The organism is Marivirga arenosa (genome assembly GCF_030503875.2).
Lineage (GTDB): Bacteria > Bacteroidota > Bacteroidia > Cytophagales > Cyclobacteriaceae > Marivirga > Marivirga arenosa.
Genome location: NZ_CP129968.2, coordinates 3,255,622 through 3,282,226 on the forward strand (window position 1 = coordinate 3,255,622; position 26,605 = coordinate 3,282,226).

A 26,605-nucleotide genomic window follows, 5' to 3' on the forward strand; every position below is an offset into this window, starting at 1 on the left:
AATAGTTTTGTTCAAATAGCTTAATTCAAAAACATACATCTCATGATAATAGTTACTGGCGCTGCAGGTTTTATAGCTTCAAATTTGATTAAAAAGTTAAATTCTGAAGGATTTAACCACATAATTGCGGTTGACAAGTTTGACAATGCCGATAAAAATAAAAACTTAGAAGGATTAAAAATTCAAGAAAAAGTTGAAAGAGACGTCTTTTTTGATTGGCTTGAAAAACAAGATCCTAAAATGATTGAGTTCATTTTTCATTTAGGAGCTAGAACGGATACCACTGAATTTGACAAAGAACTATTATCACAGTTAAACACCGAATATTCTAAAAAGATCTGGTTAAAGTGTATAGAAATGCAAATTCCATTAGTGTATGCAAGTTCTGCAGCCACATATGGTTTAGGAGAATTAGGCTATGATGATGATGAAAGTAAAATCCCTCATTTAAAACCACTTAACCCATACGGTGTTTCCAAGAACGAATTTGACATTTGGGCACTGAACCAAAAGGTAAAGCCTTTTTATTGGACTGGTTTAAAATTCTTTAATGTGTATGGACCTGGAGAATATCATAAGGGAAGAATGGCAAGTGTTATTCTTCATGCTTATCGTCAAATTTCAGAAAGTGGTAAAATGAAATTATTTCGTTCACACAATCCTGAATTTAAGGATGGAGAACAAATGAGAGATTTTGTTTTTGTAAATGATGTTGTTGATGTCATGATTTGGTTGATGCATCATCGTAAAAATTCTGGCATCTACAATCTGGGCAGCGGTAAAGCTCGTACATTTTTAGATCTAGTGAAAGCAGTATTCAAATCTATGAAAATGAAAGAAGATATTAGCTTTATTGATACTCCTGAAGATATCAGAGATAAATATCAGTATTTCACTGAAGCTAATATGGAAAAATTAAAGTCAATTGGATATCCTAAGGATTTTACCTCACTAGAAGAAGGAGTTGACCAATATTTACAAAACATAAAAAAATAATTAACTATATTCAGTTTATATAAAGTATCACTAAAACTATAAAACTATGTTAGAACAACTTGATCCAGATGTACTAGAGAAAATTCAATCTTATGGTATTGAATTTGGAATTGCATTGATAAAAGTGATTCTGATTTTCGTTATAGGACGAATTTTGATTAGTTACATCATGAAAGGAATCAAAAAAGCATTTAAAAAGTCCGAGCTTGATGTTTCTTTAGCTTCCTTTTTAACTTCTTTTTTACGCTTTGTATTTTACATTGCTTTAGTATTAGTTATAGCACAAAGCATTGATATTAAAATAGCAGCATTATTAGGAGTATTAGGTGCAGCAGGTTTAGCAATAGGCTTAGCCTTACAAGGAAGTCTATCGAACTTCGCAGGCGGTATTTTGATACTCATTACAAAGCCTTTCAAAGTTGATGATATTATTGAAGCTCAAGGGCATATGGGAGTAGTAGAAAAAATTGATATACTCCACACTCATCTTCGAACATTTGATAATCAATTAATCATAATTCCAAATGGAGGCTTAGCTAATTCAAGTGTTAAAAATGCAACAGCTAAAGATACCAGAAGAGCTGAATTGAATGTGGGAGTAGCTTACGGGTCAGATCTTCAAAAAGTAAGAGAAATTATTTTAGGTGTTTTATCGAAAGATGACAGAATTAATCCAGACCCAGAACCAGTAGTGAAATTTACTAATTTTGGAGATAGTTCTTTAGATTTAAGTGTTAGAGTTTGGACCTCTACGGACAATCTATGGCCAGTTTACTTCGATAATATGGAAGCCATTAATAACGAATTTGTGAAACAAAACATAGAAATTCCTTTCCCTCAAAGAGATATACATATGAGAACTAAATAAATTATTTAAAATCAGAAATTTAAATAGCCTTTGTAGTTTCAAAGGCTATTTTTTTTCAAATATTTTTCAAAATATAGATGAAGATATACTTCAATATCGTTTCTTTGACTAAAGTTAAAAGAATAAAAGCTTGAATATATCATTATCGAATACTCTAAAAGTAATTTTCATAAGTACTTTAATAAGCCTTACTAATTTTGCACACGGACAGAACTTCGTAAGCAAATACATTAATAGTATAATCAATGATACCAGTGACATTCAAAAACCCCAGTTCTTGATCTACCCTACCCTAGCTTATGCGCCTGAAACCAGTTGGGAATTTGGTTTAAGCTCACTGCTCGTTTATTATGCAAATCAAGATACCACGAATCGATTAAGTGAAATTAATGGATTTACTTTTTTCACCCTTGAAAATCAATATGGCTTATGGTTCGATCATGCCATTTATTCCGATGAAGACAAATGGTTTTTACTGGGTAGAATAAGATTCCAAAGCTTCCCTCTCTTTTATCATGGAATTGGAAATGATACACCTGAAGAATATATTGCTCGAGTTGATGCCAATCAAATATTCATAAAAGAAAGAATATTACGAAAAATCAGAAAAGATGTGTTTTTAGGTTTTGAAACTGATTTTCAGCGCTTATCTTCTGTGAATTTCAATCCTGCTGAAGAAATCATCGAGCCACAAGAATTACCATTAGGAAGTAATGGTTCAACTAACCTAGGTTTTGGAATAGGTTTAGTTCATGATAATCGACATAATGTATTGAATGTTAGAAAAGGCTTTTTTTCAGAGCTTGCCATGCTTCACTATAATCAAGCCTGGGGTAGCACCTTTAATTTTACATCCATAATTTCTGATACTCGACTTTACAGATCGATAGGTAAACACAATGTATTTGCCTCACAATTATTAGGACAATTCAATTCAGGAGACGTTCCTTTTAATCAATTAGCTCTAATGGGAGGTGAAAGTATTATGCGCGGCTATTACTATGGAAGATATCGGGACAGAAACCAAATAGCCGCACAAGTAGAATATCGGTTTTTACCAATTCCTTTTAACTTCACCGATAGAATTGGAGCCGCTGTTTTCGCAGGAGCTGGCAAAGTATTTCCAGATATGCGAAATTTTAACTTAGATAATGTAGTAGTATCAGGCGGTGCAGGCTTAAGATTTCTTTTATTCCCTAAAAAAGATATTTACACTCGATTAGATATTGCATTTACTGCTGAGGGCACAGGATTCTATCTTTTTATAGGTGAAGCTTTTTAATTATAGTAATTTAATAAAATTAGTTTCAAATAATTAATTCCAGAAAGGTTAAGACTTCATTTATATTTACTAATTTTGCAGCCACAAAAAATAGCACTTATTGACTGAAAACCAGCGCATTTTTTCCTTAGTATGTTGTTTTTCAATTAATAAGCTTCTATCTTTGTGTCCCTTTTAGCGGATAGTGCGCCCGATCATAAATGTTAACTATCTGTAAAAAGCTAATTAATAAGGAGTTAAGAACTAACAAAAAGAAAAAATAGTGGATACGCTTAGTTACAAAACCGTCTCAGCAAACAAAGCAACAGTTGAAAAAGACTGGGTTGTTGTGGATGCTGCAGGAAAAGTATTAGGTAGATTTGCCAGCGATGTTGCGAAAATCCTTCGTGGTAAAAACAAGCCGAGTTACACACCTAATGTTGATTGTGGTGATAACGTTATCGTTATCAACGCAGACAAAATATTGATGACAGGCAAAAAATGGGATGATAGAACGTATCAGACTTACACAGGATATCCTGGTGGTCAGCGTGAAATCACACCTCGCCAGCTAAAAGCTAAATCATCTACTTTATTAGTAGAGAGAGCGATTAGAGGTATGTTGCCAAAAAACAGATTGGGCAGAGACTTGTTCAGAAACCTTTATGTTTATGAAGGCGCTGAGCATGGTCATGAAGCACAAAAACCTAAAGTTAAAGAAATCTAAAAAATCAATAGATGGAAATTATAAACACCATTGGAAGAAGAAAAACATCTGTTGCTAGATTGTACATGCAATCTGGTAAAGGTGCTATTACCATTAACTCTAAAGACGTTAAGGATTATTTTCCAACTGAAATTCTTCAAGCTATCGTAAATCAACCATTTGCTACTACAAAAACTGAAGGTTCTTTCGACCTTAAAGTTAATGTTGATGGTGGTGGTGTTGCTGGTCAAGCTGAAGCTGTTCGTTTAGCTATAGCTAGAGCTTTATGCGAAATTGATCCTGAGCACAGACCTGCACTTAAAGCAGAAGGATTTCTTACTAGAGACCCTAGAATGGTTGAACGTAAGAAATACGGTAGAAGAAAAGCTAGAAGAGCATTCCAGTTCTCTAAACGTTAATTTTTACTTACAAACAATAAATATAAACACTTATGGCTAAGCTTGAGTACAACGACTTACTTGAAGCTGGTGTCCATTTCGGACACTTAACAAGAAAGTGGGATCCAAAAATGGCTCCTTACATTTTCATGGAGCGTAATGGCATCCATATTATTGACTTGAACAAAACTTTAGCTGCTTTAGATGAAGCATGCCACGCGATCAAAAATCATGTTCGTTCTGGTAAGAAAGTTTTATTTGTAGCTACTAAAAAGCAAGCGCAAGATATCGTTCAAGAAGAAGCGAAAAGATTAAACATGCCTTATGTTACTGATAGATGGCAAGGTGGTATGTTAACTAACTTCGCAACTATCAGAAAGTCATTAAAGAAAATGGCTAATATCGATAAATTACAGAAAGACGAATCTTATCTTAATCTTGCAAAAAGAGAGAGATTAATGATTCAGCGTGAAAGAGAAAAGATGGAGCGTGTATTAGGTGGTATCGCTGATCTTAACAGATTACCATCAGCTCTTTTTGTAATCGATATCAAAAGAGAACATATTGCAATCAAAGAGGCTCAGAAATTAAATATCCCAGTTTTCGCAATGGTTGATACGAATTCTGATCCTACGCAAGTTGATTATCCAATTCCTGCTAATGATGATGCATGGAAATCAATTAGCTTAATCTTGAAATCTTTCGGTAAAGCTATTGAAGAAGGCTTAATGGAAAGAAAGCAAGAGAAAGATGATGCTAAAATGAAGCAAGCTGAGGAAGAGAAAAAAGCAGTAGATGCTAAAGCTGAAACTAAAAAAGAAGACGCTTCTAAAAAATCAGCTGAATAAATCATTATTCATGTAGAATATTGAATAACAATAAAATTGAACATCGGACAAGATTCGGTGTTCATTTTTTTGTTTAAACCCATTCAAGAAATAAAGTATATAACACACTAAAATCAAATAAGCATGGCTATTACAGCACAAGAAGTAAAAAAGCTTAGAGAAATAACAGGTGCCGGCATGATGGATTGCAAAAAGGCATTAACAGAAGCTGATGGTGATTTTGACAAAGCTATCGAGATCTTAAGAAAAAAAGGTCAAAAATTATCTGAAAAAAGAGCAGATAGAGAAACTACAGAAGGTAATGTATTCATCAAAACTAATGATGATCAGTCACAGGCTTTCTTGATTTCTTTAACTTGTGAAACTGATTTCGTATCTAAGAATGAAGACTTCCAGAAATTTGGACAAGAAATCATTGAGAAAGTTGCTGCTGAAAAACCAGCTGATATGGAGGCTTTAAAAGCTATCCCTTACGAGGATATCACTATCGGTGAAAAAGTTATTGAAATGGTTGGTAAAATCGGTGAGAAAATCGAAATCAGCCACTACGAGACTTTAGAAGGAGAAAAAGTAGTTTCTTACGTTCACGCTGGCGCTAAATTAGGTGTATTAGTATCATTGAAAAACACTGGTGATGTTGATGTAACTGATGCTGGTAGAGATGTTGCTATGCAAATCGCTGCTATGAACCCTGTAGCTGTTGATAAAGATGGCGTTGATTCTTCTGTAGTAGAAAAAGAAATCGAAATAGGTAAAGAAACTGCAAGAGCTGAAGGAAAACCTGAAGAGATGTTAGAAAAAATTGCTACTGGTAAATTAAATAAGTTCTTTAAAGAGAATACTTTATTAAGCCAAGCATTCGTAAAAGATAACAAAACTTCAATTGCTCAATATTTAGATTCAGTGAACAAAGGAATGACTGTTACTGAATTCAAAAGAGTTGCAATTGGATAATCATAAAATCTAATTTTTAGATCTTTGCAAAAGCCTTTGAAATAATTTCAAAGGCTTTTTTTATGTCCAATTAATATCGAATTAAAAGTTTATTTCTCTCCTCTTTTGGAATAGTATTAAAATCCTCTTCATTATCAATATCGACTAATTCATCGAGCAATTGATAACTTAGATTCAAATTTTTAAAATCTAAAACAGTATCCGGAGCTACAGTATCAGTACTCCATGTTTTATTTTGAAAGAAATCTACATAAGGTTTATTCATCCCTAATAAATAATAGCCACCATCATTACTCGGCCCTAAAACAACATCTTTATGCTCAAGAGCTAAAAAAGCGGATTCTAGAGTTTCTTTATTCAGAGAATAGCAATCACTACCCATAATGCAAACTGATTCGTATCCGTTATTAAATGCATCTTCAAATGCAGATTGCATCTTTACTCCTAGATCAGGATTTGAGTTTTGAATATGCTTGTAGAATGGTGGGTTATTGGGCCATAAATCATCTTTATCGATAAAGGAGGAATAATAAACAGCCTTATCAAAGGCTAATTCTTCTACTTCCTCTTTAGTTTTTTGAAGCATATTTTTATAAAAAACTAAAGCCTTTTCATCTCCTATTGTAGCTGCAAGTCGAGTTTTGCATTTCCCTAATTCAGGATTCTTAACAAATATGATTAATAGTCTTTTCTTATTCATATACTTTAATCCCTTTACCTTCTTCTAACCATTTTCCCCATCTTTTATTATAGGTATGCACACTATCAGTCACTTCCCCTTCTTGATTCACTACATCAAAATTTTCATTCTTCCACTGGAAAATACCTCCATATAGGTTTTTAACATTTTGATAACCAGCCTCCTTTAACTTCTCTCCTATTTTCTCACTTCTGTAGCCAACTGAACAATAAACAATAATCTCCTTATCCTTATCAATTTCACTTACTTGTTCTATTTCAAATCGATCGTAATCAATAAATTTAGCATTAGGCAGATGGCTTACAGCATATTCCTTTGCTGAACGTGTATCAAGTAATACAGTATTTTCGTCATTGAGCTTTTCTGACACCTCTTTAGGTTGAACTAAGTTTACCGTATTGCTGTATATTGATTTTAATTTCTGATCATAAGTTTGTTGACCACAGGCTACTAATGATTGCAGAAACGAAAGTATCATCATATTAATTAGTATTTTATGCATAAGAATTACTTTTCTTTATTCTCCTTTTATAGGATAACTCAAATACGATGAAAATGATTAAAGAGATGTATTCAATTGATATCAAGGATAAATTCTGGATATAACCACTTTCGGTGTATCCCCAATACGTTACAAAAATTAGAAATGACCATACGATCGGGAACCAATATTTTGATATAATACCTAAGACTAAAAGAGGTAAAATGTACCAGGGGTGCACGGTAGTAGCAAAAAGTAGATATATGAAATAAGTCCACATCATTCTCTCTGCAAGCTTCATATCTTTAATATTGATCAAATTAAATATTACCATCGCTGAAAAAGAAATAAGTCCTAAAATGGGGCCTGCAGTGCCAATTATATTATATCCCTTAGCTAGGAAACCAATTTCACGAACCAAGAAATATATACTTGCATTGAATTCAAAGTTTTTAAAATATAAAGTAGAGCTACTGAATATGGCTTTGAACACATCTGAAAATATAAAGGGTAGAAATATAATAGCTACTAGGAATAAGCTTAATACTATGTATTTGAGATAGTCTCTTAGAGATAAATATTTAAAGAAACTAGCTAAAAAGATTAGAGGAAATAATTTGAAGCTAATTGCTAAGCCAAGCGACAAGCTACTTATTGATTTTTTTTCCTGATTAAAATAATAAATGCATAATACTAAAAAGAAAATTACAAATACTTCAAAATGAAGATTACCTACCAATTCTAAAACCACAAGTGGATTAAATGCATAAAATAATAAGGACTTGCCATTCAAATTTATTTGCTTAAATACCCTTAATAAAAAATAAAGGCTCCCAATCTCAGTAAAAATTATAAGTAATCTTAAAGCAATTATACTTGTGAATAGCTTATCAAATAATGTAATTACAATAAAAACGAGCTGGTTAATAGGAGGATAAATACTGAAGTATTCGGGCGAGTTAAGTTTTTCAAATAAAAATTTAGCTGATTCCGATCTTTTTAAAAATTCTGAGGGAAGAATACTGTAAGCATCATATCCATCCCACCATAATTTTCCATCCCATATAAAACGATACACATCATCAGATAAATTCGGGACTAGAATTACTAATAATAACCTGAATAAAATGGCATAAGAAATTATTTCTCGAACAGTAAATTTTTCCTTTTGTAAACAGAAATAAAGGTAAATACCAAACAGTAAAAAGTATTGAGAAATTAATAGTGTACTTTCAAATCGCTCTGTATAATAGCTGATACTAATAAGCAAAAAACTCATTATTAGTATTGCGATATACTTCCAATATTGGTTCAAACTATTTGAATTGAGGTCTTACTGAATGGTAAAAAACGGTTAGGAAGCCTAACATCAACATTAGGTGAAAAATCACTAAACCGTAATCCTTTAAATTAAATCCAAGGTAAATAGCAAAGGCAAAATAAATTGCAAGGAAAGCTTCTAAAACACTTAACCAGCTAAATTGTAATTTGATGTATTTATTATCTTTCCAACTTTTGTTTTTATCAGAAATATTAAATTTTGGTGTTCTGATAAATGCAGATTTAAAACCTAGCAAACCCTCAGCAACAGCTAGTGCATTGTGAAGCGATAAGCCCATTGAAACCGTTATAAACAAAGGGAAAGTTTTAAAGAAATAAGCCGCATGCTTTTTGGTTTTCATTAAATGCTTATTCGCCACCCAGTAAAATATTGCAATTGAAAAGAACCCTAATAAAAAAACGCTCCCAATTTGAAATAGTATTTTTAATTCAGGGTGAATACTCTTAATCCACAACATTGGGACACTTAAAATGGCAGTGATCAAAATAGCTATAAAAATTGAGCTATTGAATAAGTGAAAAAAAGCATGAAGCTTATTGGAGATCGAAAGATTCGATTTAAAAACTTTAGCAATATTTTTTCTGGCCGTTTCTGCCCCTCCTTTATTCCATCTAAACTGTTGTGATTTTATGGCTGGCATTATAATGGGGAGCTCTGCCGGAGATTCTACATCCTCTTTATATAAAAACTTCCATCCTTTTAATTGAGAACGGTAGCTTAAATCCAAATCTTCGGTTAAAGTATCGGCTGACCATCCTCCCGCATCTTCAATGGTTTTTTTTCTCCAGACCCCGCCTGTTCCATTAAAATTAATAAAGGAACCTGCATTATTTCTCCCTACTTGTTCGATGGTAAAATGGGCATCAAGTCCAAACGCTTGTAATCTGGTCAAGATAGAATAATCTTTGTTTACATGACCCCAACGAGTTTGAACCACACCGATTTTTTCATCTTGAAAATGTGGGATGGTAGCTTTTAAAAAATAAGGCTTTGGTAAAAAGTCAGCGTCAAATATGGCAATAAAATCAGCATCCGTTTGCTGCATTCCATACTGTAAAGCTCCCGCTTTAAAATCAACTCGGTCAGGTCTACGAATTAATTCTATATTCTTTCCATACGCTTTCCACTCCTGAACTTTTTCCATAAGAATAGAAGTTGTTTCATCAGTAGAATCATCCAAAATTTGAATTGAAAGTTTATCATTTGGATAATCTAATTGACATACAGAATCTACCAATCTGCTTACTACATACTTTTCATTATAAATGGGCAACTGAACACAAACTTTTGGATATTCAGATTCCATTTCAGGAGTTGCACTTTTTTTATACTTACGACTCCTTTTTTGCTTCAAATAATGATAGGTAAGATGCAATTGTCCTAAGCTGAAGAAAAATATAAACAGCAAGCTAATTGCATACAATATGATGATAAGCCATTCCCAAGTCATGCTTATAAATATTTAAAAATCGTGTATAATATTTTATATCCTGCCATAAAAGTACCGTAAACTGTACCCGAAACTTTAGATTTACCAATTCGGTTCCTGTATTTCATAGGAACTTCTGTACATTTCAATCCTTTCTTTGCTGCTTTCACCTGCATTTCAACAGTCCAACCAAATGTTTTATCACTCATAGCTAAATCTTGAAGCTTTTCCCATTTAATTGCTCTGAAGGGACCTAAGTCGGTAAATTGATAACCGTAAAAAAGTCTAATCAAACGTGTTGCTAACCAATTACCAAATACTTGTGGAATGGTCATACTCCCTGATTCCCTATTGCCTAAAGCCCTTGAGCCAATAACCATATCCATATTATTTTCAATGATAGGTGCCACAAGTTCATTTAATTGTTCAGGGTAATCCGAATAGTCCGCATCCAGAAAAACAATAATCTCTGGATTACTATCCTTGTTGCTGACATAATCTAATCCTTTTAAACAAGCATTACCATACCCTTTAATAGGCTCATCTAAAACTATAGCCCCGGCTAATTCCGCTGCAGCTCTAGTCTTATCAGTAGAATTATTATTAACCACAATAATCTCCTCAACAGAATCTTTTGGAATATCATTCACAACTTTTCCTACTGAATTTTCCTCGTTAAAGGCGGGTATAATAACAACTATTTTTGAGTCCATTGGCTTAATTAGAGTGCAAAAGTACAAATTCAAGCGTTCTAATATGTCTTACTTTAGACAAAAATCCTGTTTAACTTATAAAAAATAACTATTCCAAGATATGTGAATCATATCCTGCAGTCCTTTTGTCAGTTTGTATTGTAATTAAATGTCATTTTGACCTATATCAGCAAGTTTTCTTATTTGGAACAAGCTTTGATGTAAGTACATCAATTATTTAAAAATTCAGTGATTATGAATTTATTAGAAAACAAAGACATATTAAGAAGCTTACTATTTCAAGGCGATCAATTAAATACCCTTGCAGGTGGAATTGCAAAAGTGAATTTCAATATAGAAAATCAAAATGATGGGTTTTTAATTACTGTTGAAGCGCCAGGTATTTCAGCAGATCAGCTTAAAGTGATTTCAGAGCGTAATTCGCTTCATATATTTGCAAACATGAATCATCCAGCTGAGAATTTAGGTGTTATGATTCCTTTGTTTTACAGAAAGGTTGATTTACCAATTTTTGCAAATACAGATGAAGTAGAGGCCGTTCATCATGACAGAAAACTAGAAATTTTTATTCCAATTGGAAAAAATAGTGCTAAAAGCAAGAAAGAAATCAATATCAAACAAATATAAATCTGCGTGTAGGTTAGGGACCTGCATTGAATTTTAAAATTGACTCAAAATCCTCTTCCAAAGTTTGAAGAGGATTTTTTTATTCCCAACACTTTGATTAGGTTTATAATATACCAACTATTTACCTACTTAAGAACCAAAACCATGCTTAGTAAATTACTTCCCATCCTTATCTTTACCTTGTTTTCAATTACAGTTGCAGCTCAGGAAGAAGCCAAAGTGAATTCCATCTCTTATTTCGCTGGTTCAGGATTTGGAGGACATGATATGTTACCAGGCAAACATCATTATGTAGGAATCGACCAAAGCATTTGGAAGTTTGTGTACGCCAGCGCTCAGGTAGGTATAATACATGCAACCAATAAGCGTTATTTTGAATTGGACGATATAAGTCTAGATGAACATTCTTATAATCTAATGATGCAATATGATGTAAATCTTAGAATAAAATTAGGACCGATTACCATAACCCCTCATGTAGGTTTAATTGGTCGTTATTCGGATGAAGTTAGGTATTTACATGGTTCGAACCAACCTCCAGAAACACCAATAGAAGATTTTCTATCTTATAGAAAAGTAGCATTCTCAGGCTTAAGTTATGGAAAGGCAGTTGGGGTGAATTTTGAATTCATGATTTTTGACCATACCTCTTTTGGAGTCAGAACTGATATTCAAGAATACAACAATAATCCAACTAGTTTAAGCACCTATGCTTTTCAAATAAGAACTAACATACAAAAGCTCATTAATGAATTTAAAAAGTAATAGAATCTAAATTATGTCAAAATTCTATAATTCAAATCTGGAATTCTTCCTAAACCTTCTAATAACTCATTACTAGGGTTCACCTTATATTTTCTAGATTTGGTTTCAACTCTGTAGCCATTTGTTTTATCAAGTAATTCTAATTTTACTTCACATTCGCCCTTAAAGGTTTGGCATAAGTTATCTAATTCTACAATTAAATCTTCAGTAATAGCATTCAGATCTAAACTGATCGATAAACTTTTAGTACGTTTATCTCTTAATTCCGACAGGAGTTCGATATTACTAATCTTGAATTCTAAGCCTTGATCTCCCCACTTTTTACGAGCTACTCTTCCTGAAATAAAGATAAACCAACCATTTTCTAAGAATTGCTTATTGCCTAAATAATCATCTCCAAAAAGGAAAAAGGTAAACGATCCACCGTAATCTTCTAGTTGTAGGGTACCAAAAGGTTTACCAGTTTTGGTTTGCCTATGAGCAACGGCAGTTACTATTCCCCCTACTTTCACTTCATTTTTGGCAGCAAGACTTTCTAAATCATTTAACTCTGAAACTGGAGTATTGCAGAAACTTTCCATCTCAAATTTAAACTCATCCAACGGATGACCGGAAATGAAGAGCCCTACTACTTCTTTCTCAATATTTAGTTTTTCTAGCTCAGAATAAGGCTCCATCTCAGCCACTTTCGGTGGCGGAATGGCAACACCTGCATCTCCACCAAAAAGTGATGTCTGAGCGCTGTCTTTCTCTTGCTGAAGCTTTTGAGCATATTTAATTATTTTTTCAATGAGTGTTCCTTCACCATTATCAGATACTAAGAATTGTTTTCTGTGATAATCTTTAAAGCAATCAAAGCCTCCTGCCATAGCTAAGGCTTCAAAAGTCTTTTTATTCACGCTTTTTAAAGGTATTCTTTCTGCAAAATCAAAAACATCCTTGTACTGACCATTTTCTTTTCGCTCTTGGATTATACTTTCAACAGCTGCAGCACCTGCTCCCTTAATTGCAGCTAAACCAAAACGAATCTGACCATTTTCATTTACTGTAAACCCTGCATTTGATTCATTAATATCAGGACCTAAAACTTCAATACCGGCTCGCTTACATTCTTCCATAAAGAAAGTAACATCAGTGATCTGGTTCATATTATTACTCAGTACTGATGCCATGTATTCTGCTGGATAGTGAGCTTTTAAATAAGCCGTTTGGTAAGCTACCCAAGCATAGCAAGTTGAATGAGATTTATTAAATGCATATGCTGCAAATGCTTCCCAGTCTTTCCAGATTTTTTCTAAAACATCTTTTGGATGACCTTTTTCTGCACCCTGATTAATGAATTTAGGCTTTAATTCTTCTAGTAAAGCAAATATCTTTTTACCCATTGCTTTACGCAAAACATCCGCTTCACCTTTGGTAAAACCTGCAAGCTTTTGAGAAAGCAACATCACCTGCTCCTGATAAACCGTAATACCATAGGTCTCCTTCAGATATTCTTCCATTTCAGGAAGGTCATAGCTGATCTCCTCTCGACCATTTTTACGATTAACGAAATTAGGAATGTATTCTAATGGACCAGGACGATAAAGGGCATTCATCGCAATCAAATCCGAGAACTCTGTTGGTTTTAATTCTCGTAAATATTTCTGCATACCAGGAGATTCATATTGGAAAATACCAACCGTTTCTCCTCGCTGGAATAGCTCATAGGTTTGCTGATCATCTATTGGAAAGGCATCAGGGTCTAGTTTAACCCCATGTCTTTCTTCTACAATCCTGACTGCATCCTTTATTAGAGTTAGGGTTTTTAAACCCAAGAAATCCATTTTTAGTAAACCAGCATTTTCCACCACAGCATTATCAAACTGGGTGCAATACATGTCAGAATCCTTGGCTAAAGCTACAGGAACAAATTTTGTAATATCATCTGGTGTAATAATTACACCGCAAGCATGTATTCCTGTATTACGAACAGAACCTTCTAATACTCTAGCTTGATTAATCACCTTAGCGGAAGCATCATTAGCTTTAGCAAGATTTAATAATTCTTCTGCTTTGCTGATGGCCTCACCATTATTCTTAAGCTTTGCTGAAAGTTTCTTTTTATCAGGCGCTAAATCAAAAAGTGCTTTTAATTTTATATCTGGCACCAGCTTCGCAATTCTATCAGCATCCATCAATGGTAATTCCATGACTCTGGCAGTATCACGAATTGCAGATTTAGCTGCCATGGTACCATAAGTGGTGATTTGGGCTACTTGATTGGCTCCATATTTATCAATTACATAATCGATAACTTTTTGTCTACCATGATCATCAAAGTCAATATCAATATCGGGTAATGAAACCCTGTCTGGATTTAAGAAACGCTCAAATAGTAAATCGTATTTAACTGGATCGATATTCGTAATTCCGATACAATAGGCTACTGCTGAACCAGCAGCTGACCCCCTACCCGGCCCAACTGATACTCCCATTTCGCGAGCGGCTGTAGTGAAATCCTGTACAATCAAGAAATAACCAGGATATCCCGTTCTTTCTATTGTTTCTAGCTCAAAGTTGAGCCTTTCTTCAATTTCAGGAGTAATGGTTTCATATCTCTTTCTGGCACCTTCAAACGTAATATGTTTTAAATAGGCATTTTCACCTCTATTTCCACCATCCTCAGCATCTTTAGGATCAACAAATTCTTCTGGAATATCATATTTAGGAAGAAGTACATCTCTTGCTAACTCGAATCCTTCAATTTTCTCAGCTATCTCAGCAGTACAAGCAATTGCTTCAGGATAATCAGCAAAAAGCTTTTTCATTTCATCAGGTGACTTGATGTAGAATTCATCATTGGGTAAACCAAAACGATATTCTCTTCCTCTTTTGCCTACATATTTTTTAGGTTTCCCTTGAGCACCTGTAGTTTCTCCATCCTTTACACAAAGTAAAATATCCTGCGCTTCCGCATCTTCCTTATTGGTGTAATACGTATTATTAGCAGCAAAATATTTAACATCATATTTCTTAGCAAACTTCAATAAAACTTCATTTACTTTTTGCTCTTCAGGGATACCATGTTGGTTTAATTCAATGTAAAAATCCTCTCCAAATTGTTCTTTCCACCATACAAAAGCCTCTTCAGCTTGTGCCTCACCTGCATTCAGAATTAAAAAAGGAACCTCACCCCACAATCCACCTGTAGTAGCAATAATATCTCCTTTGTATTGAACTAAAGCTTCTCTATCAATTCTTGGAACGTAGTAGAAGCCTTCTACAAAAGCGATAGAGGATAATTTAGCCAGATTATGATAACCTGCCTTATTCTTAGCTAACAAAACGGTTTGGAAGCCATCATCCTTATTTTTTTTATTTTTTCTATCCTGCGTTAAGAAAAATTCACAGCCCACAATGGGTTTAATTCCAGCCTTATTAGCATCTCGTACAAAATTATAAGCTCCCATCATGTTACCATGATCTGTCATGGCTATTGCAGGCATCCCTAAATCTTTTGCTTTATTTACCATTGAAGGGATTTCTGTAGTAGACTGCAAAATAGAAAACTGAGTATGACAATGCAGGTGTACAAAAGGCGTTTCGCTTAATTGTGAGATATCTGCATTTTTAGCTTGCTTTAAAGCATCAGCTGCTGCCTTTTCTTCATTTTTCGAGCTTGAAGCAAAATTTGCAGCATCTAATTTAGGTGGCTCATAATTAATAGCTTCAATAGGGGTATCGCCTAATGGTTGAACCGCTTTTTCAGAAATTAAGCCAAAGAAACATTTTGCAGTAGCATCAACATCATATGCAGCATCATGCGCATCAGCAAAATCTTTTCCAAATAGCTTTTGGTGAAGCTCTGTTAATGTAGGCCATTTGTATTGTCCTCCTCTCCCACCAGGTATTTTACAGAAATTTGTACCTGCATCTTTGGTATCGATTATCGGCTTATCCGTTAATACAGTTTCCGATAGTTCTTTGCGAAGCATCTCTGCTCCCATAATTGAAATATCAAAGCCTATATTATGACCTACTACAACATCTGTCTTTTCTAATATGGCTTTAAAGGCTTCCAGTACTTCAGTTAGTGGCTTACCCTCTTTATGTGCTCTTTCGGTTGAGATTCCATGAACCTTCTCAGCATTGTATGGAATATCGAAACCCTCTGGAATAATGATATGATTTTGAGCATCTAATAACTCACCCTTTGCGCCATGTAATTGCCAGGCAATTTGCACACATCTTGGCCAATTATCTGCATCACTCAATGGAGCATTATAATTTTTGGGAAGTCCTGTGGTCTCGGTATCGTAAATTAAATACATAGAATTATAGCTGAGAAGAAAATATTTTTGAGAATTTGAAATTAGTGAAACACCAGCAAAAACGGAAAGCTAAAAAATGAAATCTTATCAAATTTTCGATGGATATTAAACTGAAACGTTAGTTTCTTTTAATCAAACCGAATGGCTTTTATAGGCTTCATTCGAGCTATAAACCAGACGGGTATAAACAATGATATTAGAACAACAATTAGTACAAGTAAATTCAATCCTAATATCATTCTAAAATCCCAAAGAATAGGAACAAAATCCATATAGTAGTTCTCTTGATCGAGTGGGATTAGATGAAAATAATATTGCAAAACTGCCGCCCCAATAGCCACTAAATTACCCCATAATAATCCTTTAAAAGTTAGTCGTAGTCCACTCATCAAAAAGACTTTCCTAATTAATCTATTTTGAGCTCCCATCGATTTCAACATTCCAATCATTGGAGTTCTTTCCATTGTTAAAATGAAGATAACAGCCACCATGTTGAAGCAAGCAACAAAAAGTATTAAGGCTAAAAATAACTGGACGTTTTGTTTTAATAATTCAAGCCATTCAAAATATTGCGGATATTTTTTATTGGTAAGATTCACAAAGTGATCTGCTTCTACTGCATCAAAAACAACAGATTCAGCTTCCTCTTCATCAGCATCATCGTTTAAAAAAACTTCATAACTTCCGACTTGATCATCGGACCAATCATTAAGACGCTGAATCATTTTAATATCTCCAATGATGATTCGCTCGTCAAAATCTTCTAAACCAGTTTCATATATTCCCACTATCTCTAATTGTCTGTAGCGTGGCGGATTTTGGACAAAATACATAATCACTTTTTGTCCCATTTCTAACTTTAATAGTTTAGAAATCTCTTTACTGATAATGATCTCGGTTGTATAGCTATCAGTTTCTAACTTAGGGAATCTTCCTTCAATTAAATTAGATTTGAAGTTGGTCGAGTCATAATCTACTCCAATCCCTTTAATGACAACGCCTTCTACCGCCTCCTCAGTCTTTAATAATCCAGCCTTATAAGCGATACCTTGAACATGATCAATAAAGGGAAAATTCTTATGATTTTGAAAAAAGTCAGTTTCAGTAGAAATTGGAGATTCATCAAACGAGTTGCTTAAAGTATATTTGGTCACTTGCATATGACCTGCAAAACTGTAAACCTTATCTTTTATGGTTTTCTGAAAACCTCCTAAAATTAATAATGCCAATAGCATTATACCTAATCCTATGGCAATACTGCTAATTGCAATCTTGTAAATACTAGCTGAAAATTGCCCAGTTTTAGAATTAATCGTACGTTTCGCTATAAAATCAGGTAGATTCAAGAATAAACTATATTTTTGATTTATGATTCAAACTGCAAATTACAATATCATAAGGAAACTCATTCCGCTTTTGGGACTAATTTTTCTGCTTTTAATAAATGCTTGCATGGCTCAAGAGAAACCACCCGTTCCAGGTGCTTATAAGATGAATGAATATTTGAAAATATTGGAAGGTAAAAAAGTGGGAATGGTAGTGAATCAAACCTCTGTGATTAATGATACTCATCTAGTGGATTCTTTAAGATCCTATGATATTAATATTAAAAAAGTTTTTGCTCCAGAGCATGGTTTTAGAGGAAAAGCAGATGCAGGCGCTACTGTGAAATCTGGCTACGATGAGAAAACTGGCTTGCCTATCATTTCATTATATGGAAAAAACAAAAAACCAAGTAAAGAGCAGATTGAAGACCTAGATATCATAATATTTGATATTCAGGATGTTGGTACCCGTTTTTACACCTATATCAGTACTATGCATTATGTTATGGAAGCATGTGCTGAAAATAATGTAGAATTATTGATTTTAGATCGCCCGAATCCTAATGGAATGTATGTTGATGGACCGATTCTAGAAATGGAAAACCAATCTTTTGTGGGTATGCATCCTATCCCAATTCTTCATGGACTAACAGTTGGTGAACTAGCAAATATGATTGAGGGAGAAAAATGGTTGAAAAATGAAGTGAGTTGTAATTTTATGGTTATTAAGAATCAAAATTACTCGCATCAATCAACGTATTCATTACCAATAAAACCCTCTCCAAATCTTCCTAACGATTTAAGTATTGCTTTATATCCATCTTTATGCCTTTTCGAAGGCACAGTTGTGAGTGTGGGAAGAGGAACTAAAAAACCTTTTCAGCAAATAGGGCATCCGACTCTAACAAATTACACTCATCATTTCACTCCTGTGAGTATGCCAGGAAGTAGCAAATACCCTCCTTTTGAAAATGAAAAATGTTTTGGTTTAGATTTTACTTCAAAGGAATTTGAGAATGGTTTCACATTGAAATATCTGATTGATTTTTACAATGCCTTTCCGAATAAAGATGAATTTTTCAACAATTTCTTTATAAAGTTAGCTGGTACAGAATCCTTGCAAAAACAAATTGAAGCTGGATTTTCAGAAGATGAGATTAGAATGAGTTGGCAAGCTGAGCTTGAAGCTTACAGAAAAAAAAGAGAGAAATATTTAATTTACAAATAAACCCATTCCATAATAGGATTTTTAAAGAGTTGGTTTTCAATATATTGAAAGTAACACAACTAATTTTTAAATAAAAAAATCAGACACTCACTAAAATTTCAAGCTCAAAAATTTGTAAAAAAAAGTATGACATTAATCATGTTTGCTCCTTACTAATCTCAGTGCAAGGTCGCTCTGTTTAACCGATTTTTGTATAAAACAATTGGAAAAGATGGAAGGCACTGTAGTTAAAAGTCAAGAAAAGAGTACTAAAGTAGATGATTGGAAAGCTGCAAGATCATTTTATTCCTGTAAAAATGGCATATGTGATGGTTGTCTTTCAAAATATGAATTTAAAAACCAACTCATTTTACCATTGTCTAAACTGAGTGACAAAGACTTTAAATTTGATATTAACAACTTTATCAAAAGCCTTGCTAAATTCAAAAGACCTATTTTATTCTACCATCAAAATATCCCCATTGAACAAAATGCCTTAATTAAATTCACAGGTCATGAAAACTTTGAAGATTCATTTAAAGTTTTAAAACCCTTTTTGCCTGAAACCACTATTCCTGCAACCATTATTTCACCTTACAACCTAAGTAAAAATAATAGACTAAAGGAGCAGCAATTAGTGAAACTAACAAAGAAATTTTTTGAACCTTTGGGCTTCATAAAACTTCATTTACATTCTGTTGCAGAATTTCACAATTATGGTAAACAAGAAAATATAGGCTTACTCTGCATGCCGTTAAAAGATTTACCTGATTACATTCAGTTTGCTAGAAATGCAGAAGCAATTGATGAGATTATCCCAACAATTTTTCAGCCTTAAGCATTATTGATATAATTTATATTTCGCATCAAACCAGAATACTTCGTTCTTTTAACCGCTGATTTTCGAAAGATTTCACTAAAGACTTCTTGCGTAAGCTCTTTCCAATCTCTTGTATTCAATTCTTTAAGTTTGGAATGAGGTTTAAATAGGGGTTCTTGATGTGGTTTAGAAAATCTATTCCAAGGGCAGACATCCTGACAAATATCACAGCCGAAAATCCAATCCTCCATTTGATTTGAAAACTGTGATGGAATCTCATCTTTTAATTCTATGGTAAGATAGGAGATACATTTTGAAGCATCAATTACACCGTCCGCAACAATTGCATCAGTGGGGCAAGCGTCAATACATTTTGTACATGTACCACAGTAATCTTTTATTGGTCCGTCTTCTTCAAGTTCTAGATCAATGATTAATTCTGCTAAAAAATAAAAACTCCCCCTTTGTTTATTAAGAAGTAAACTATTTTTACCTAACCAACCCAATCCACTTTTAGCAGCCCATTGTCGTTCCATGACTGGTGCAGAATCTACAAAAATTCTTCCATCAACCTCTCCTATCTCTTGGTGAATTCGGCTAATGAAATCTTTTAGCTTATCCTTTATTACAAAATGGTAATCTTTCCCATATGCATATTTTGCAATTTTATAGGAATCACTTTTTGAAATATCTTCCTCAGGATAATAATTATACATTAAAGAAACCACCGATTTAGCTCCTTCCACCAGCTTAGTAGGATCTAGTCTTTTATCGAAATGGTTTTCCATGTATTTCATTTTTCCATGGTATCCTTTCTTTAACCAGTTTTCTAATTTTGGAGCTTCTTCTTCTAGAAAACCAGCTTTTGATGTACCACAAAAGTCAAAGCCTAAATCTGAAGCAATGGATTTGATGAGCTTAGTATTTCTTTCTTTAAGGGATAACATTAATCAAATAAACTACCAATTCTTCCAGGAGGAACACTTCCGATATGTTTATAGGCTAACTCAGTAGCTTGTCGACCTCTAGCAGTTCTTTTAAGATAACCCTCTTGAATAAGGAAAGGCTCATATACTTCTTCAATTGTATCCGCTTCCTCACCCACTGCTGTAGCGATGGTTCCAAGTCCAACCGGCCCACCTTTAAATTTATCAATAATAGTGGTCAAAATTCTATTATCCATTTCATCAAGACCGTGCTGATCTACATCCAAGGCATCTAATGCAATTTCTGCTATTGATTTCGTAATCGTCCCATCTCCTTTAATTTCTGCAAAATCACGAGTTCTACGCAATAATGTATTCGCAATTCTAGGAGTTCCTCTACTTCTTCTTGCAATTTCAAAGGCTGCATCTTCCTCCAAAGGGGTGTTCAAAATGGCGGCTGAACGTTTTATGATTTTCTTTAATAATTCAGCATCATAATATTCCAACCTGGCATTAATACCAAAGCGGGCTCTCAATGGTGAAGTTAGTAATCCAGAGCGAGTAGTTGCTCCTATTAAAGTAAAAGGACTTAAGCTGATCTGAACAGACCTTGCATTGGGACCACTATCTAGCATGATGTCAATTCTGAAATCTTCCATGGCAGAATATAAATATTCCTCCACTACAGCATTTAATCTGTGGATCTCATCAATAAATAAAACATCTCCTTCCTCAAGATTAGTGAGCAATCCTGCTAAATCACCTGGCTTATCCAACACAGGGCCAGATGTTATTTTAATATTTGAATCTAATTCGTTGGCAATAATATGAGATAAAGTGGTTTTCCCTAAACCTGGAGGGCCATGTAGAAGAACATGATCCAAAGGTTCAGCCCGTTTCTTTGCTGCCATAACAAAAACCTGAATGTTATCTACAGTCTTTTGTTGACCTGTAAAATCACCAAATGACAGGGGTCTTAAAGCTTTTTCAAACTCCTTTTCCTCAGAGTTCATATTATCATCATCACCAGTCAAGAAATCTTCTCTCATACCATTTTTAGATTTGTGGCAAGTTAATCAAAATTGAGCATTGAGATAAATTAAAATTTACTCTTACTATAAATTTTGATTTATGGGTGGTATATTAAAATATAATTAGGCTTTAAATAAAGAAATGAAATCGATGGAGGAAAACATCCATAGCGGAAAAGGTTTTTTCGGAAGACAGCAGAATTACTTATCGGAATTTGTATATGGAGGAATAGATGGAAGTGTCACTACTTTTGCAGTTGTTGCTGGTGCTGTAGGAGCAGGACTAGATAATAGCATAATTATCATATTAGGATTTGCTAATTTGTTCGCTGATGGATTTTCCATGTCTATTGGTGCATATATGTCTGCTAAATCTGAAATACAGCATTTCGAAAAACAGAAAGCGATTGAGTATTGGGAAATAGAAAACTTACCTGAAACTGAAAAGCAAGAAATTAGAGATATCTATATTGATAAAGGATTTAAAGAACCATTATTAAGCCAAATTGTAGATGTAATTACAGAAGATAAAGACAGATGGGTGGATGTAATGATGAAAGATGAATTAGGCATAGTTAAAAATGATAAATCACCTTTTCAAATCGGACTATTTACTTTTGTTTCTTTTTTAATTATAGGATTAATTCCTCTTTTTGTTTTTGTAATAGACTACTTTAATGTAAATGTTGATAACAAGTTTTTATGGTCCAGTTTAATGACTGCCATGGGATTTACTATTATAGGTTACTTAAAATCAAAAGTGACTAATAACTCTATATGGAAAGGAATATTAGAAACTTTATTATTAGGTGGATTAGCGGCAGTTGTAGCTTATTTTGTAGGAGATTTCCTAGAACAAATAATAAACTGAAATAAGTATGAAGTACATAAAAGAATTACATGAGAAAAATAAAGGTGTCTCTGCTAAACCGATTTTTAAAAGCAGTTTAGGAGGTAATACCACATCAATTCAGTTATTGAATAATGAAAAGCTAAAAGAACATAGCTCTAAAACAGATGCACTTTTAATCTGCATTGAAGGCAAGGTTTTATATCAAGATGAGGACAACAATAAATATGAACTAAAGTCAGGAAATTATGTCGAAATCAAATCTAATGTAAAACATGAGCTAGAGTCTATACTAGAAAGTCACTTGATCTTGATAAAATAATCCAAAAAAGGAGATTATATAAAACTGTCTCCTTTTTTAAGTTTAACAGAATTTACAATTTCTTTAATTTCTTTTTCTGCGTCTTTTTTACAGATTAGGATTATTCCATTTTCTTCTGCTACTAAAAAATCATGTAAATCTTGGATAACCACTAGATCACTTCTATCAGTTGTCACTATATTACCTGTAGAATTAAAACTCATTACATTTTCATCTAAGGCATTATCATATTTATCCTTTTCTCTAATCTCATGAAGGCTTTCCCAATTCCCTAAGTCTGACCAACCGATATCTGTTAATAAAACCTTTACATTATCAGCTTTTTCCATAACGCCAAAATCTATGGAAATATTAGGGCTATGAGAATAGGCCTTATTTACAAATAGCCTCTCATTTGAACTGTAGTATTGAGTATTCCCCTCATTAAAAATTTCAGCTAAATCAGGTAAATACTCCTCAAATGCCTTTAAAATGCTTTTAGCTGACCAGATGAAAATACCTGCATTCCATACAAAATCTCCACTTTCTATAAACTTCTTAGCTAAGCCAATTTCTGGCTTTTCAGTAAAAGTTTTTACTTTCTTTATTGTAGCTGAATCTGGAATATATTGAATATATCCATAACCTGTTTCAGGTCTGTTTGGATGCATGCCCAATGTAATAAGCTGATCATTTTTAGAAGCACTATCTAAGGCTACTGCAACTGATTGTAGAAAAATATCCTCTTTTAATATTAAATGATCTGCAGGAGCAATTACCATATTCGCATCTGGATTTTTACTCGCTATTTTGTAGCTAGCGTATGCAATACAAGGAGCTGTATTTCTTTTATACGGTTCCAGTAATAATTGATCACTACCAATCCCTTTGATTTGGTCTTTTACGATTCCTTCATAATCCTTATTAGTAACTATAAAGATATTTTCTCTAGGAAACTTAGATAAAAACCTCTCATAAGTCATTTGAAGTAGCGTTTTTCCAACCCCTAGTATATCATGAAATTGTTTTGGTTTAGTAGATGTACTAACTGGCCATAAACGCGTACCTGTTCCGCCAGCCATTATAATTACATAATTATTATTGTTCATAGAGTTTATGGTTCTGAGATGAGCTAAAAATCAAAATAAGAGAAAAAACGAGTTGATTTTATAGCATCAGTAAGCTTAACGCTTAGACTGAAAAATAAGTTGTATCATGAAAATTCATGAGCTCAAAACTGCAAAATTATATATAAAAATTAAAAGTCAACTTGCGATACATATTTTTTAAATTCACTTTAAACAGAGTAAACCAATTATTACCCTTCGAAAATGATTATTTCGCGCATTACCTTACACTAAGATGAAATATAATATGACAGTTTTCGCTTATACTTTTTAATAATTTTTACTAAATTCAAAGTATCTCATAATTAGACATTAACTTTGAGATAACATTAGCAAATAGAAGAAAAAGTAAAGTTAAAATAAGCAATTTGTGCTAAAGAGATGATAGAAGAGCAAGAAGCTACTTTAAAACAAAAATTAAAAGAGGTATTTGGATATAATCAATTCAGAGGAAATCAGGAATTGATTATGCAAAATATAATAAAAGGCCATAATACTTTTGTTATTATGCCTACAGGAGCAGGTAAATCCCTTTGTTATCAATTACCTGCCATTGCCCAAGAAGGAACAGCATTAGTGGTTTCACCCCTGATTGCCCTAATGAAAAACCAAGTTGACACTTTGGTAGCCTTAGGTGTGAATGCGGCATTTTTAAATTCAACCCTAACAAAAACAGAAACTAAAAGGGTGAAAAAAGAAGTAATGAGTGGAGACTTAAAACTTCTTTATGTAGCACCCGAATCTTTAACGAAAGAAGAAAACGTTGAATTTCTTAAGCAAGCAAACATATCATTTGCTGCTATTGATGAGGCTCACTGTATTTCAGAATGGGGTCATGATTTCCGTCCAGAATACAGAAAGATTAAATCGATCCTTCAGCAGATTTCTAATATTCCAATAATTGCATTAACTGCAACCGCTACTCCAAAAGTGCAACTTGATATACAGAAGAATCTTAATATGGAGGAGGCTAATGTATTCAAATCTTCCTTCAACAGAGAAAATCTCTATTATGAAGTTCGCCCTAAAAATCAGGCGAAAAAGCAGCTTATAAGATTTTTGAATGAACGGAAAGGAAAATGTGGTGTAATCTATTGCCTTAGTAGAAAAAAGGTTGAAGAAATTGCAGAATTCCTGAATGTTAATGGCTTTAATGCAGCTCCATATCATGCTGGATTAGAAAGTGGTGCTAGAATGAAAAACCAGGACGACTTTCTAAATGAAGATGTTGACATCATTGTTGCTACAATTGCATTTGGAATGGGTATAGATAAACCTGACGTTCGTTTTGTAATTCATTATGACACTCCAAAATCAGTAGAAGGCTATTATCAAGAAACGGGTAGAGCTGGTAGAGATGGCTTAGTAGGTGATTGCTTAATGTTTTACAGCTATAACGATATCTTAAAGCTTGAAAAGTTTAATAAAGACAAGCCAGTAACAGAAAAAGAAAATGCAAAACTCTTATTAGAGGAAATGTCTTCTTATGCTGAATCATCAGTTTGTAGAAGAAAACAGTTACTTCATTATTTCGGTGAAGAATTTGGTGATTACTGTGGTAAATGTGATAATTGCTTACATCCTAAAGAGAAATTTGAAGCTAAGGAAGAAATGATAACAGTTTTAAAAACTGTAAAACTCACGAAAGAACGTTTCGGAATTAATCATTTAGTAAATGTAATAAGAGGCTCAAATGATCAATATGTTACCAGCTACGGACACAATGAGCTTGAAGTTCATGGAGTAGGCTCTGATAAAGATCTAGAGTTTTGGAAATCTGTAATCAGACAAACCATGCTTTATGGATACCTTGAAAAAGACATTGAAAATATTGGAGTCCTTAAATTAAATGATGCAGGAAAGAAATTTTTAGAAGCCCCTACTGATATTCAATTCACAGTTAATCATGTTTATACGGATGATGGAGACGAAGACCAAATAGAAAAAGAAACCGTTTCAGCCAATTCATTTGATGAAACATTATTTTCTCAATTAAAAGCTTTACGGAAGAAGGTTGCAAAGTCTAAAAATCTTCCTCCATATGTAATTTTCCAAGATCCATCTTTGGAAGAAATGGCTACAACCTACCCTACCACTCAGGATGAACTTGCAGCAGTGAATGGTGTAGGTTTAGGAAAAGTCAGAAAATTCGGAAAACCTTTTATGGAGCTTATAAAAGAGTATGTGGATGAAAATGACATTATAACAGCAGCAGATGTAATGGTGAAATCATCTGTTAACAAGTCAAAAATGAAAATCTTCATCATTCAGCAGGTTGATAAAAAAATCGACCTTGAAGAAATTGCTGAAATGAAAGACATATCCTTTGAGGAGTTGATAGATGAAATTGAACTAATCTGCTATTCAGGTACAACCTTAAATCTGGATTATTACTTAAATCAAATCATTGATGATGAAAAGCAAGAAGAAATTATGGATTATTTCTTGTCTTCAGAATCAGACAGCATAGATGATGCAATGGATGAGTTTGAAGATGAATTCAGTGAAGAAGATTTAAGGCTGATGAGAATTAAGTTTTTATCAACTTACGCAAACTAATTGCTGTCCTAGTTAAATCTGGGACATTTTTTTCATTAGTTTTACTATTAAAATCTCA

The 26,605-nt window shown here is 33.4% G+C and carries 24 protein-coding genes; 14 read left to right on the forward strand and 10 right to left on the reverse strand.

Annotated features, from left to right (window positions below):
- The first annotated feature begins 42 nt into the window (after positions 1-42).
- The 7 genes from rfaD to tsf all read left to right on the forward strand — a co-directional run bounded on the left by rfaD (position 43) and on the right by tsf (position 6,031).
- On the forward strand, positions 43-996 hold the full coding sequence (gene rfaD, locus QYS47_RS13970; protein WP_302123774.1) for an ADP-glyceromanno-heptose 6-epimerase: 954 nt from the start codon (positions 43-45) through the stop codon (positions 994-996).
- Positions 997-1,042: 46 nt separating this feature from the next.
- Positions 1,043-1,864 (forward strand): mechanosensitive ion channel family protein, encoded by an 822-nt coding sequence (locus QYS47_RS13975; protein ID WP_308356085.1) that lies wholly within the window; start codon positions 1,043-1,045, stop codon positions 1,862-1,864.
- Positions 1,865-2,033: 169 nt separating this feature from the next.
- Positions 2,034-3,146 carry a BamA/TamA family outer membrane protein gene (locus tag QYS47_RS13980; RefSeq protein ID WP_407660370.1) on the forward strand — a complete coding sequence of 371 codons (1,113 nt, stop codon included), beginning with the start codon at positions 2,034-2,036 and terminating at the stop codon, positions 3,144-3,146.
- A 262-nt stretch (positions 3,147-3,408) separates the two neighbouring features.
- Positions 3,409-3,852 carry a 50S ribosomal protein L13 gene (rplM, locus tag QYS47_RS13985; RefSeq protein ID WP_308356082.1) on the forward strand — a complete coding sequence of 148 codons (444 nt, stop codon included), beginning with the start codon at positions 3,409-3,411 and terminating at the stop codon, positions 3,850-3,852.
- Positions 3,853-3,863: 11 nt separating this feature from the next.
- Complete coding sequence (gene rpsI, locus QYS47_RS13990; RefSeq protein WP_302101604.1) at positions 3,864-4,250, forward strand: 30S ribosomal protein S9; 387 nt, start codon at positions 3,864-3,866, stop codon at positions 4,248-4,250.
- Between the two features lie 32 nt (positions 4,251-4,282).
- Positions 4,283-5,077, forward strand: coding sequence for a 30S ribosomal protein S2 (rpsB, locus tag QYS47_RS13995; protein WP_308356081.1), 795 nt, complete (start codon positions 4,283-4,285; stop codon positions 5,075-5,077).
- 123 nt (positions 5,078-5,200) lie between these two features.
- Positions 5,201-6,031: a translation elongation factor Ts gene (gene tsf / locus QYS47_RS14000; RefSeq protein WP_302123767.1), complete on the forward strand. Its 831-nt coding sequence runs from the start codon at positions 5,201-5,203 to the stop codon at positions 6,029-6,031.
- A gap of 70 nt (positions 6,032-6,101) precedes the next feature.
- On the opposite strand, the gene QYS47_RS14005 is transcribed toward tsf, so the two are convergent.
- Genes QYS47_RS14005 through QYS47_RS14025 form a run of 5 tightly spaced genes read right to left on the reverse strand, consistent with a single transcriptional unit; the run spans position 6,102 to position 10,696 of the window.
- Complete coding sequence (locus QYS47_RS14005) at positions 6,102-6,731, reverse strand: TIGR04282 family arsenosugar biosynthesis glycosyltransferase (protein ID WP_302123765.1); 630 nt, start codon at positions 6,729-6,731, stop codon at positions 6,102-6,104.
- On the reverse strand, positions 6,724-7,212 hold the full coding sequence (locus tag QYS47_RS14010) for a rhodanese-like domain-containing protein (protein WP_308356079.1): 489 nt from the start codon (positions 7,210-7,212) through the stop codon (positions 6,724-6,726). The genes QYS47_RS14005 and QYS47_RS14010 overlap by 8 nt, the downstream gene beginning before the upstream one ends.
- A 13-nt stretch (positions 7,213-7,225) precedes the next feature.
- Entirely contained in the window at positions 7,226-8,491 is a 1,266-nt protein-coding gene (locus QYS47_RS14015; protein ID WP_322346852.1) for a glycosyltransferase 87 family protein, read from the reverse strand.
- A gap of 37 nt (positions 8,492-8,528) precedes the next feature.
- Positions 8,529-10,004, reverse strand: coding sequence for a cellulose synthase family protein (locus tag QYS47_RS14020; RefSeq protein ID WP_322346854.1), 1,476 nt, complete (start codon positions 10,002-10,004; stop codon positions 8,529-8,531).
- Between the two features lie 2 nt (positions 10,005-10,006).
- Positions 10,007-10,696, reverse strand: coding sequence for a glycosyltransferase family 2 protein (locus QYS47_RS14025; protein WP_302123756.1), 690 nt, complete (start codon positions 10,694-10,696; stop codon positions 10,007-10,009).
- 234 nt (positions 10,697-10,930) lie between these two features.
- Between QYS47_RS14025 and QYS47_RS14030 the strand changes: the two genes are divergently transcribed.
- Together QYS47_RS14030 and QYS47_RS14035 are read left to right on the forward strand one after the other, a co-directional pair.
- Positions 10,931-11,323 (forward strand): Hsp20/alpha crystallin family protein, encoded by a 393-nt coding sequence (locus tag QYS47_RS14030; protein ID WP_322346856.1) that lies wholly within the window; start codon positions 10,931-10,933, stop codon positions 11,321-11,323.
- A gap of 144 nt (positions 11,324-11,467) precedes the next feature.
- Positions 11,468-12,088 carry a hypothetical protein gene (locus QYS47_RS14035; RefSeq protein WP_322346857.1) on the forward strand — a complete coding sequence of 207 codons (621 nt, stop codon included), beginning with the start codon at positions 11,468-11,470 and terminating at the stop codon, positions 12,086-12,088.
- A gap of 11 nt (positions 12,089-12,099) precedes the next feature.
- On the opposite strand, the gene dnaE is transcribed toward QYS47_RS14035, so the two are convergent.
- Together dnaE and QYS47_RS14045 are read right to left on the reverse strand one after the other, a co-directional pair.
- Positions 12,100-16,401 (reverse strand): DNA polymerase III subunit alpha, encoded by a 4,302-nt coding sequence (dnaE, locus tag QYS47_RS14040; RefSeq protein ID WP_322346858.1) that lies wholly within the window; start codon positions 16,399-16,401, stop codon positions 12,100-12,102.
- Positions 16,402-16,529: 128 nt separating this feature from the next.
- Entirely contained in the window at positions 16,530-17,747 is a 1,218-nt protein-coding gene (locus tag QYS47_RS14045) for an ABC transporter permease (RefSeq protein WP_322346859.1), read from the reverse strand.
- A gap of 106 nt (positions 17,748-17,853) precedes the next feature.
- Between QYS47_RS14045 and QYS47_RS14050 the strand changes: the two genes are divergently transcribed.
- Both QYS47_RS14050 and QYS47_RS14055 read left to right on the forward strand, forming a co-directional pair.
- Entirely contained in the window at positions 17,854-18,954 is a 1,101-nt protein-coding gene (locus tag QYS47_RS14050; RefSeq protein WP_322346860.1) for an exo-beta-N-acetylmuramidase NamZ family protein, read from the forward strand.
- 211 nt (positions 18,955-19,165) lie between these two features.
- Positions 19,166-19,771: a hypothetical protein gene (locus QYS47_RS14055; protein ID WP_308356071.1), complete on the forward strand. Its 606-nt coding sequence runs from the start codon at positions 19,166-19,168 to the stop codon at positions 19,769-19,771.
- Here the strand turns inward: QYS47_RS14055 and queG are convergent.
- Together queG and ruvB are read right to left on the reverse strand one after the other, a co-directional pair.
- The gene (gene queG, locus QYS47_RS14060; protein WP_322346861.1) at positions 19,768-20,700 is read right to left on the reverse strand and encodes a tRNA epoxyqueuosine(34) reductase QueG; all 933 of its coding nucleotides are present in this window, start codon (positions 20,698-20,700) and stop codon (positions 19,768-19,770) included. The genes QYS47_RS14055 and queG overlap by 4 nt on opposite strands.
- The gene (ruvB, locus tag QYS47_RS14065) at positions 20,700-21,728 is read right to left on the reverse strand and encodes a Holliday junction branch migration DNA helicase RuvB (RefSeq protein ID WP_308356069.1); all 1,029 of its coding nucleotides are present in this window, start codon (positions 21,726-21,728) and stop codon (positions 20,700-20,702) included. Before ruvB ends, queG begins: the two co-directional genes overlap by 1 nt.
- Positions 21,729-21,852: 124 nt before the next feature.
- Here ruvB and QYS47_RS14070 point away from each other — a divergent pair, with 124 nt between their 5' ends.
- Both QYS47_RS14070 and QYS47_RS14075 read left to right on the forward strand, forming a co-directional pair.
- Positions 21,853-22,581, forward strand: coding sequence for a VIT1/CCC1 transporter family protein (locus tag QYS47_RS14070; RefSeq protein WP_322346862.1), 729 nt, complete (start codon positions 21,853-21,855; stop codon positions 22,579-22,581).
- Positions 22,582-22,588: 7 nt separating this feature from the next.
- A complete protein-coding gene (locus QYS47_RS14075; RefSeq protein ID WP_302123743.1) occupies positions 22,589-22,882 on the forward strand; it encodes a cupin domain-containing protein in 294 nt (97 codons plus the stop codon).
- A gap of 14 nt (positions 22,883-22,896) precedes the next feature.
- Here the strand turns inward: QYS47_RS14075 and QYS47_RS14080 are convergent, their stop codons facing one another.
- The gene (locus QYS47_RS14080) at positions 22,897-23,970 is read right to left on the reverse strand and encodes a mannose-1-phosphate guanylyltransferase (RefSeq protein ID WP_322346863.1); all 1,074 of its coding nucleotides are present in this window, start codon (positions 23,968-23,970) and stop codon (positions 22,897-22,899) included.
- Between the two features lie 399 nt (positions 23,971-24,369).
- Here QYS47_RS14080 and recQ point away from each other — a divergent pair, with 399 nt between their 5' ends.
- Entirely contained in the window at positions 24,370-26,547 is a 2,178-nt protein-coding gene (gene recQ / locus QYS47_RS14085) for a DNA helicase RecQ (protein WP_322346864.1), read from the forward strand.
- Positions 26,548-26,605 lie beyond the last annotated feature (58 nt).

What these genes read in the sequence shown, in the direction of transcription:
- QYS47_RS14070 (WP_322346862.1), top strand. Translation starts at nt 21,853, where the DNA reads ATGAAATCGATGGAGGAAAACATCCATAGCGGAAAAGGTTTTTTCGGA.
- QYS47_RS13975 (WP_308356085.1), top strand. Translation starts at nt 1,043, where the DNA reads ATGTTAGAACAACTTGATCCAGATGTACTAGAGAAAATTCAATCTTAT.
- rpsB (WP_308356081.1), top strand. Translation starts at nt 4,283, where the DNA reads ATGGCTAAGCTTGAGTACAACGACTTACTTGAAGCTGGTGTCCATTTC.
- QYS47_RS14055 (WP_308356071.1), top strand. Translation starts at nt 19,166, where the DNA reads ATGGAAGGCACTGTAGTTAAAAGTCAAGAAAAGAGTACTAAAGTAGAT.
- QYS47_RS14025 (WP_302123756.1), bottom strand. Translation starts at nt 10,696, where the DNA reads ATGGACTCAAAAATAGTTGTTATTATACCCGCCTTTAACGAGGAAAAT.
- rpsI (WP_302101604.1), top strand. Translation starts at nt 3,864, where the DNA reads ATGGAAATTATAAACACCATTGGAAGAAGAAAAACATCTGTTGCTAGA.
- queG (WP_322346861.1), bottom strand. Translation starts at nt 20,700, where the DNA reads ATGTTATCCCTTAAAGAAAGAAATACTAAGCTCATCAAATCCATTGCT.
- QYS47_RS14035 (WP_322346857.1), top strand. Translation starts at nt 11,468, where the DNA reads ATGCTTAGTAAATTACTTCCCATCCTTATCTTTACCTTGTTTTCAATT.
- QYS47_RS14020 (WP_322346854.1), bottom strand. Translation starts at nt 10,004, where the DNA reads ATGACTTGGGAATGGCTTATCATCATATTGTATGCAATTAGCTTGCTG.
- QYS47_RS14015 (WP_322346852.1), bottom strand. Translation starts at nt 8,491, where the DNA reads ATGAGTTTTTTGCTTATTAGTATCAGCTATTATACAGAGCGATTTGAA.
- ruvB (WP_308356069.1), bottom strand. Translation starts at nt 21,728, where the DNA reads ATGAGAGAAGATTTCTTGACTGGTGATGATGATAATATGAACTCTGAG.
- QYS47_RS14050 (WP_322346860.1), top strand. Translation starts at nt 17,854, where the DNA reads ATGGCTCAAGAGAAACCACCCGTTCCAGGTGCTTATAAGATGAATGAA.
- recQ (WP_322346864.1), top strand. Translation starts at nt 24,370, where the DNA reads ATGATAGAAGAGCAAGAAGCTACTTTAAAACAAAAATTAAAAGAGGTA.
- rfaD (WP_302123774.1), top strand. Translation starts at nt 43, where the DNA reads ATGATAATAGTTACTGGCGCTGCAGGTTTTATAGCTTCAAATTTGATT.
- QYS47_RS14075 (WP_302123743.1), top strand. Translation starts at nt 22,589, where the DNA reads ATGAAGTACATAAAAGAATTACATGAGAAAAATAAAGGTGTCTCTGCT.
- dnaE (WP_322346858.1), bottom strand. Translation starts at nt 16,401, where the DNA reads ATGTATTTAATTTACGATACCGAGACCACAGGACTTCCCAAAAATTAT.
- QYS47_RS14030 (WP_322346856.1), top strand. Translation starts at nt 10,931, where the DNA reads ATGAATTTATTAGAAAACAAAGACATATTAAGAAGCTTACTATTTCAA.
- QYS47_RS14010 (WP_308356079.1), bottom strand. Translation starts at nt 7,212, where the DNA reads ATGATGATACTTTCGTTTCTGCAATCATTAGTAGCCTGTGGTCAACAA.
- tsf (WP_302123767.1), top strand. Translation starts at nt 5,201, where the DNA reads ATGGCTATTACAGCACAAGAAGTAAAAAAGCTTAGAGAAATAACAGGT.
- QYS47_RS14080 (WP_322346863.1), bottom strand. Translation starts at nt 23,970, where the DNA reads ATGAACAATAATAATTATGTAATTATAATGGCTGGCGGAACAGGTACG.
- QYS47_RS14005 (WP_302123765.1), bottom strand. Translation starts at nt 6,731, where the DNA reads ATGAATAAGAAAAGACTATTAATCATATTTGTTAAGAATCCTGAATTA.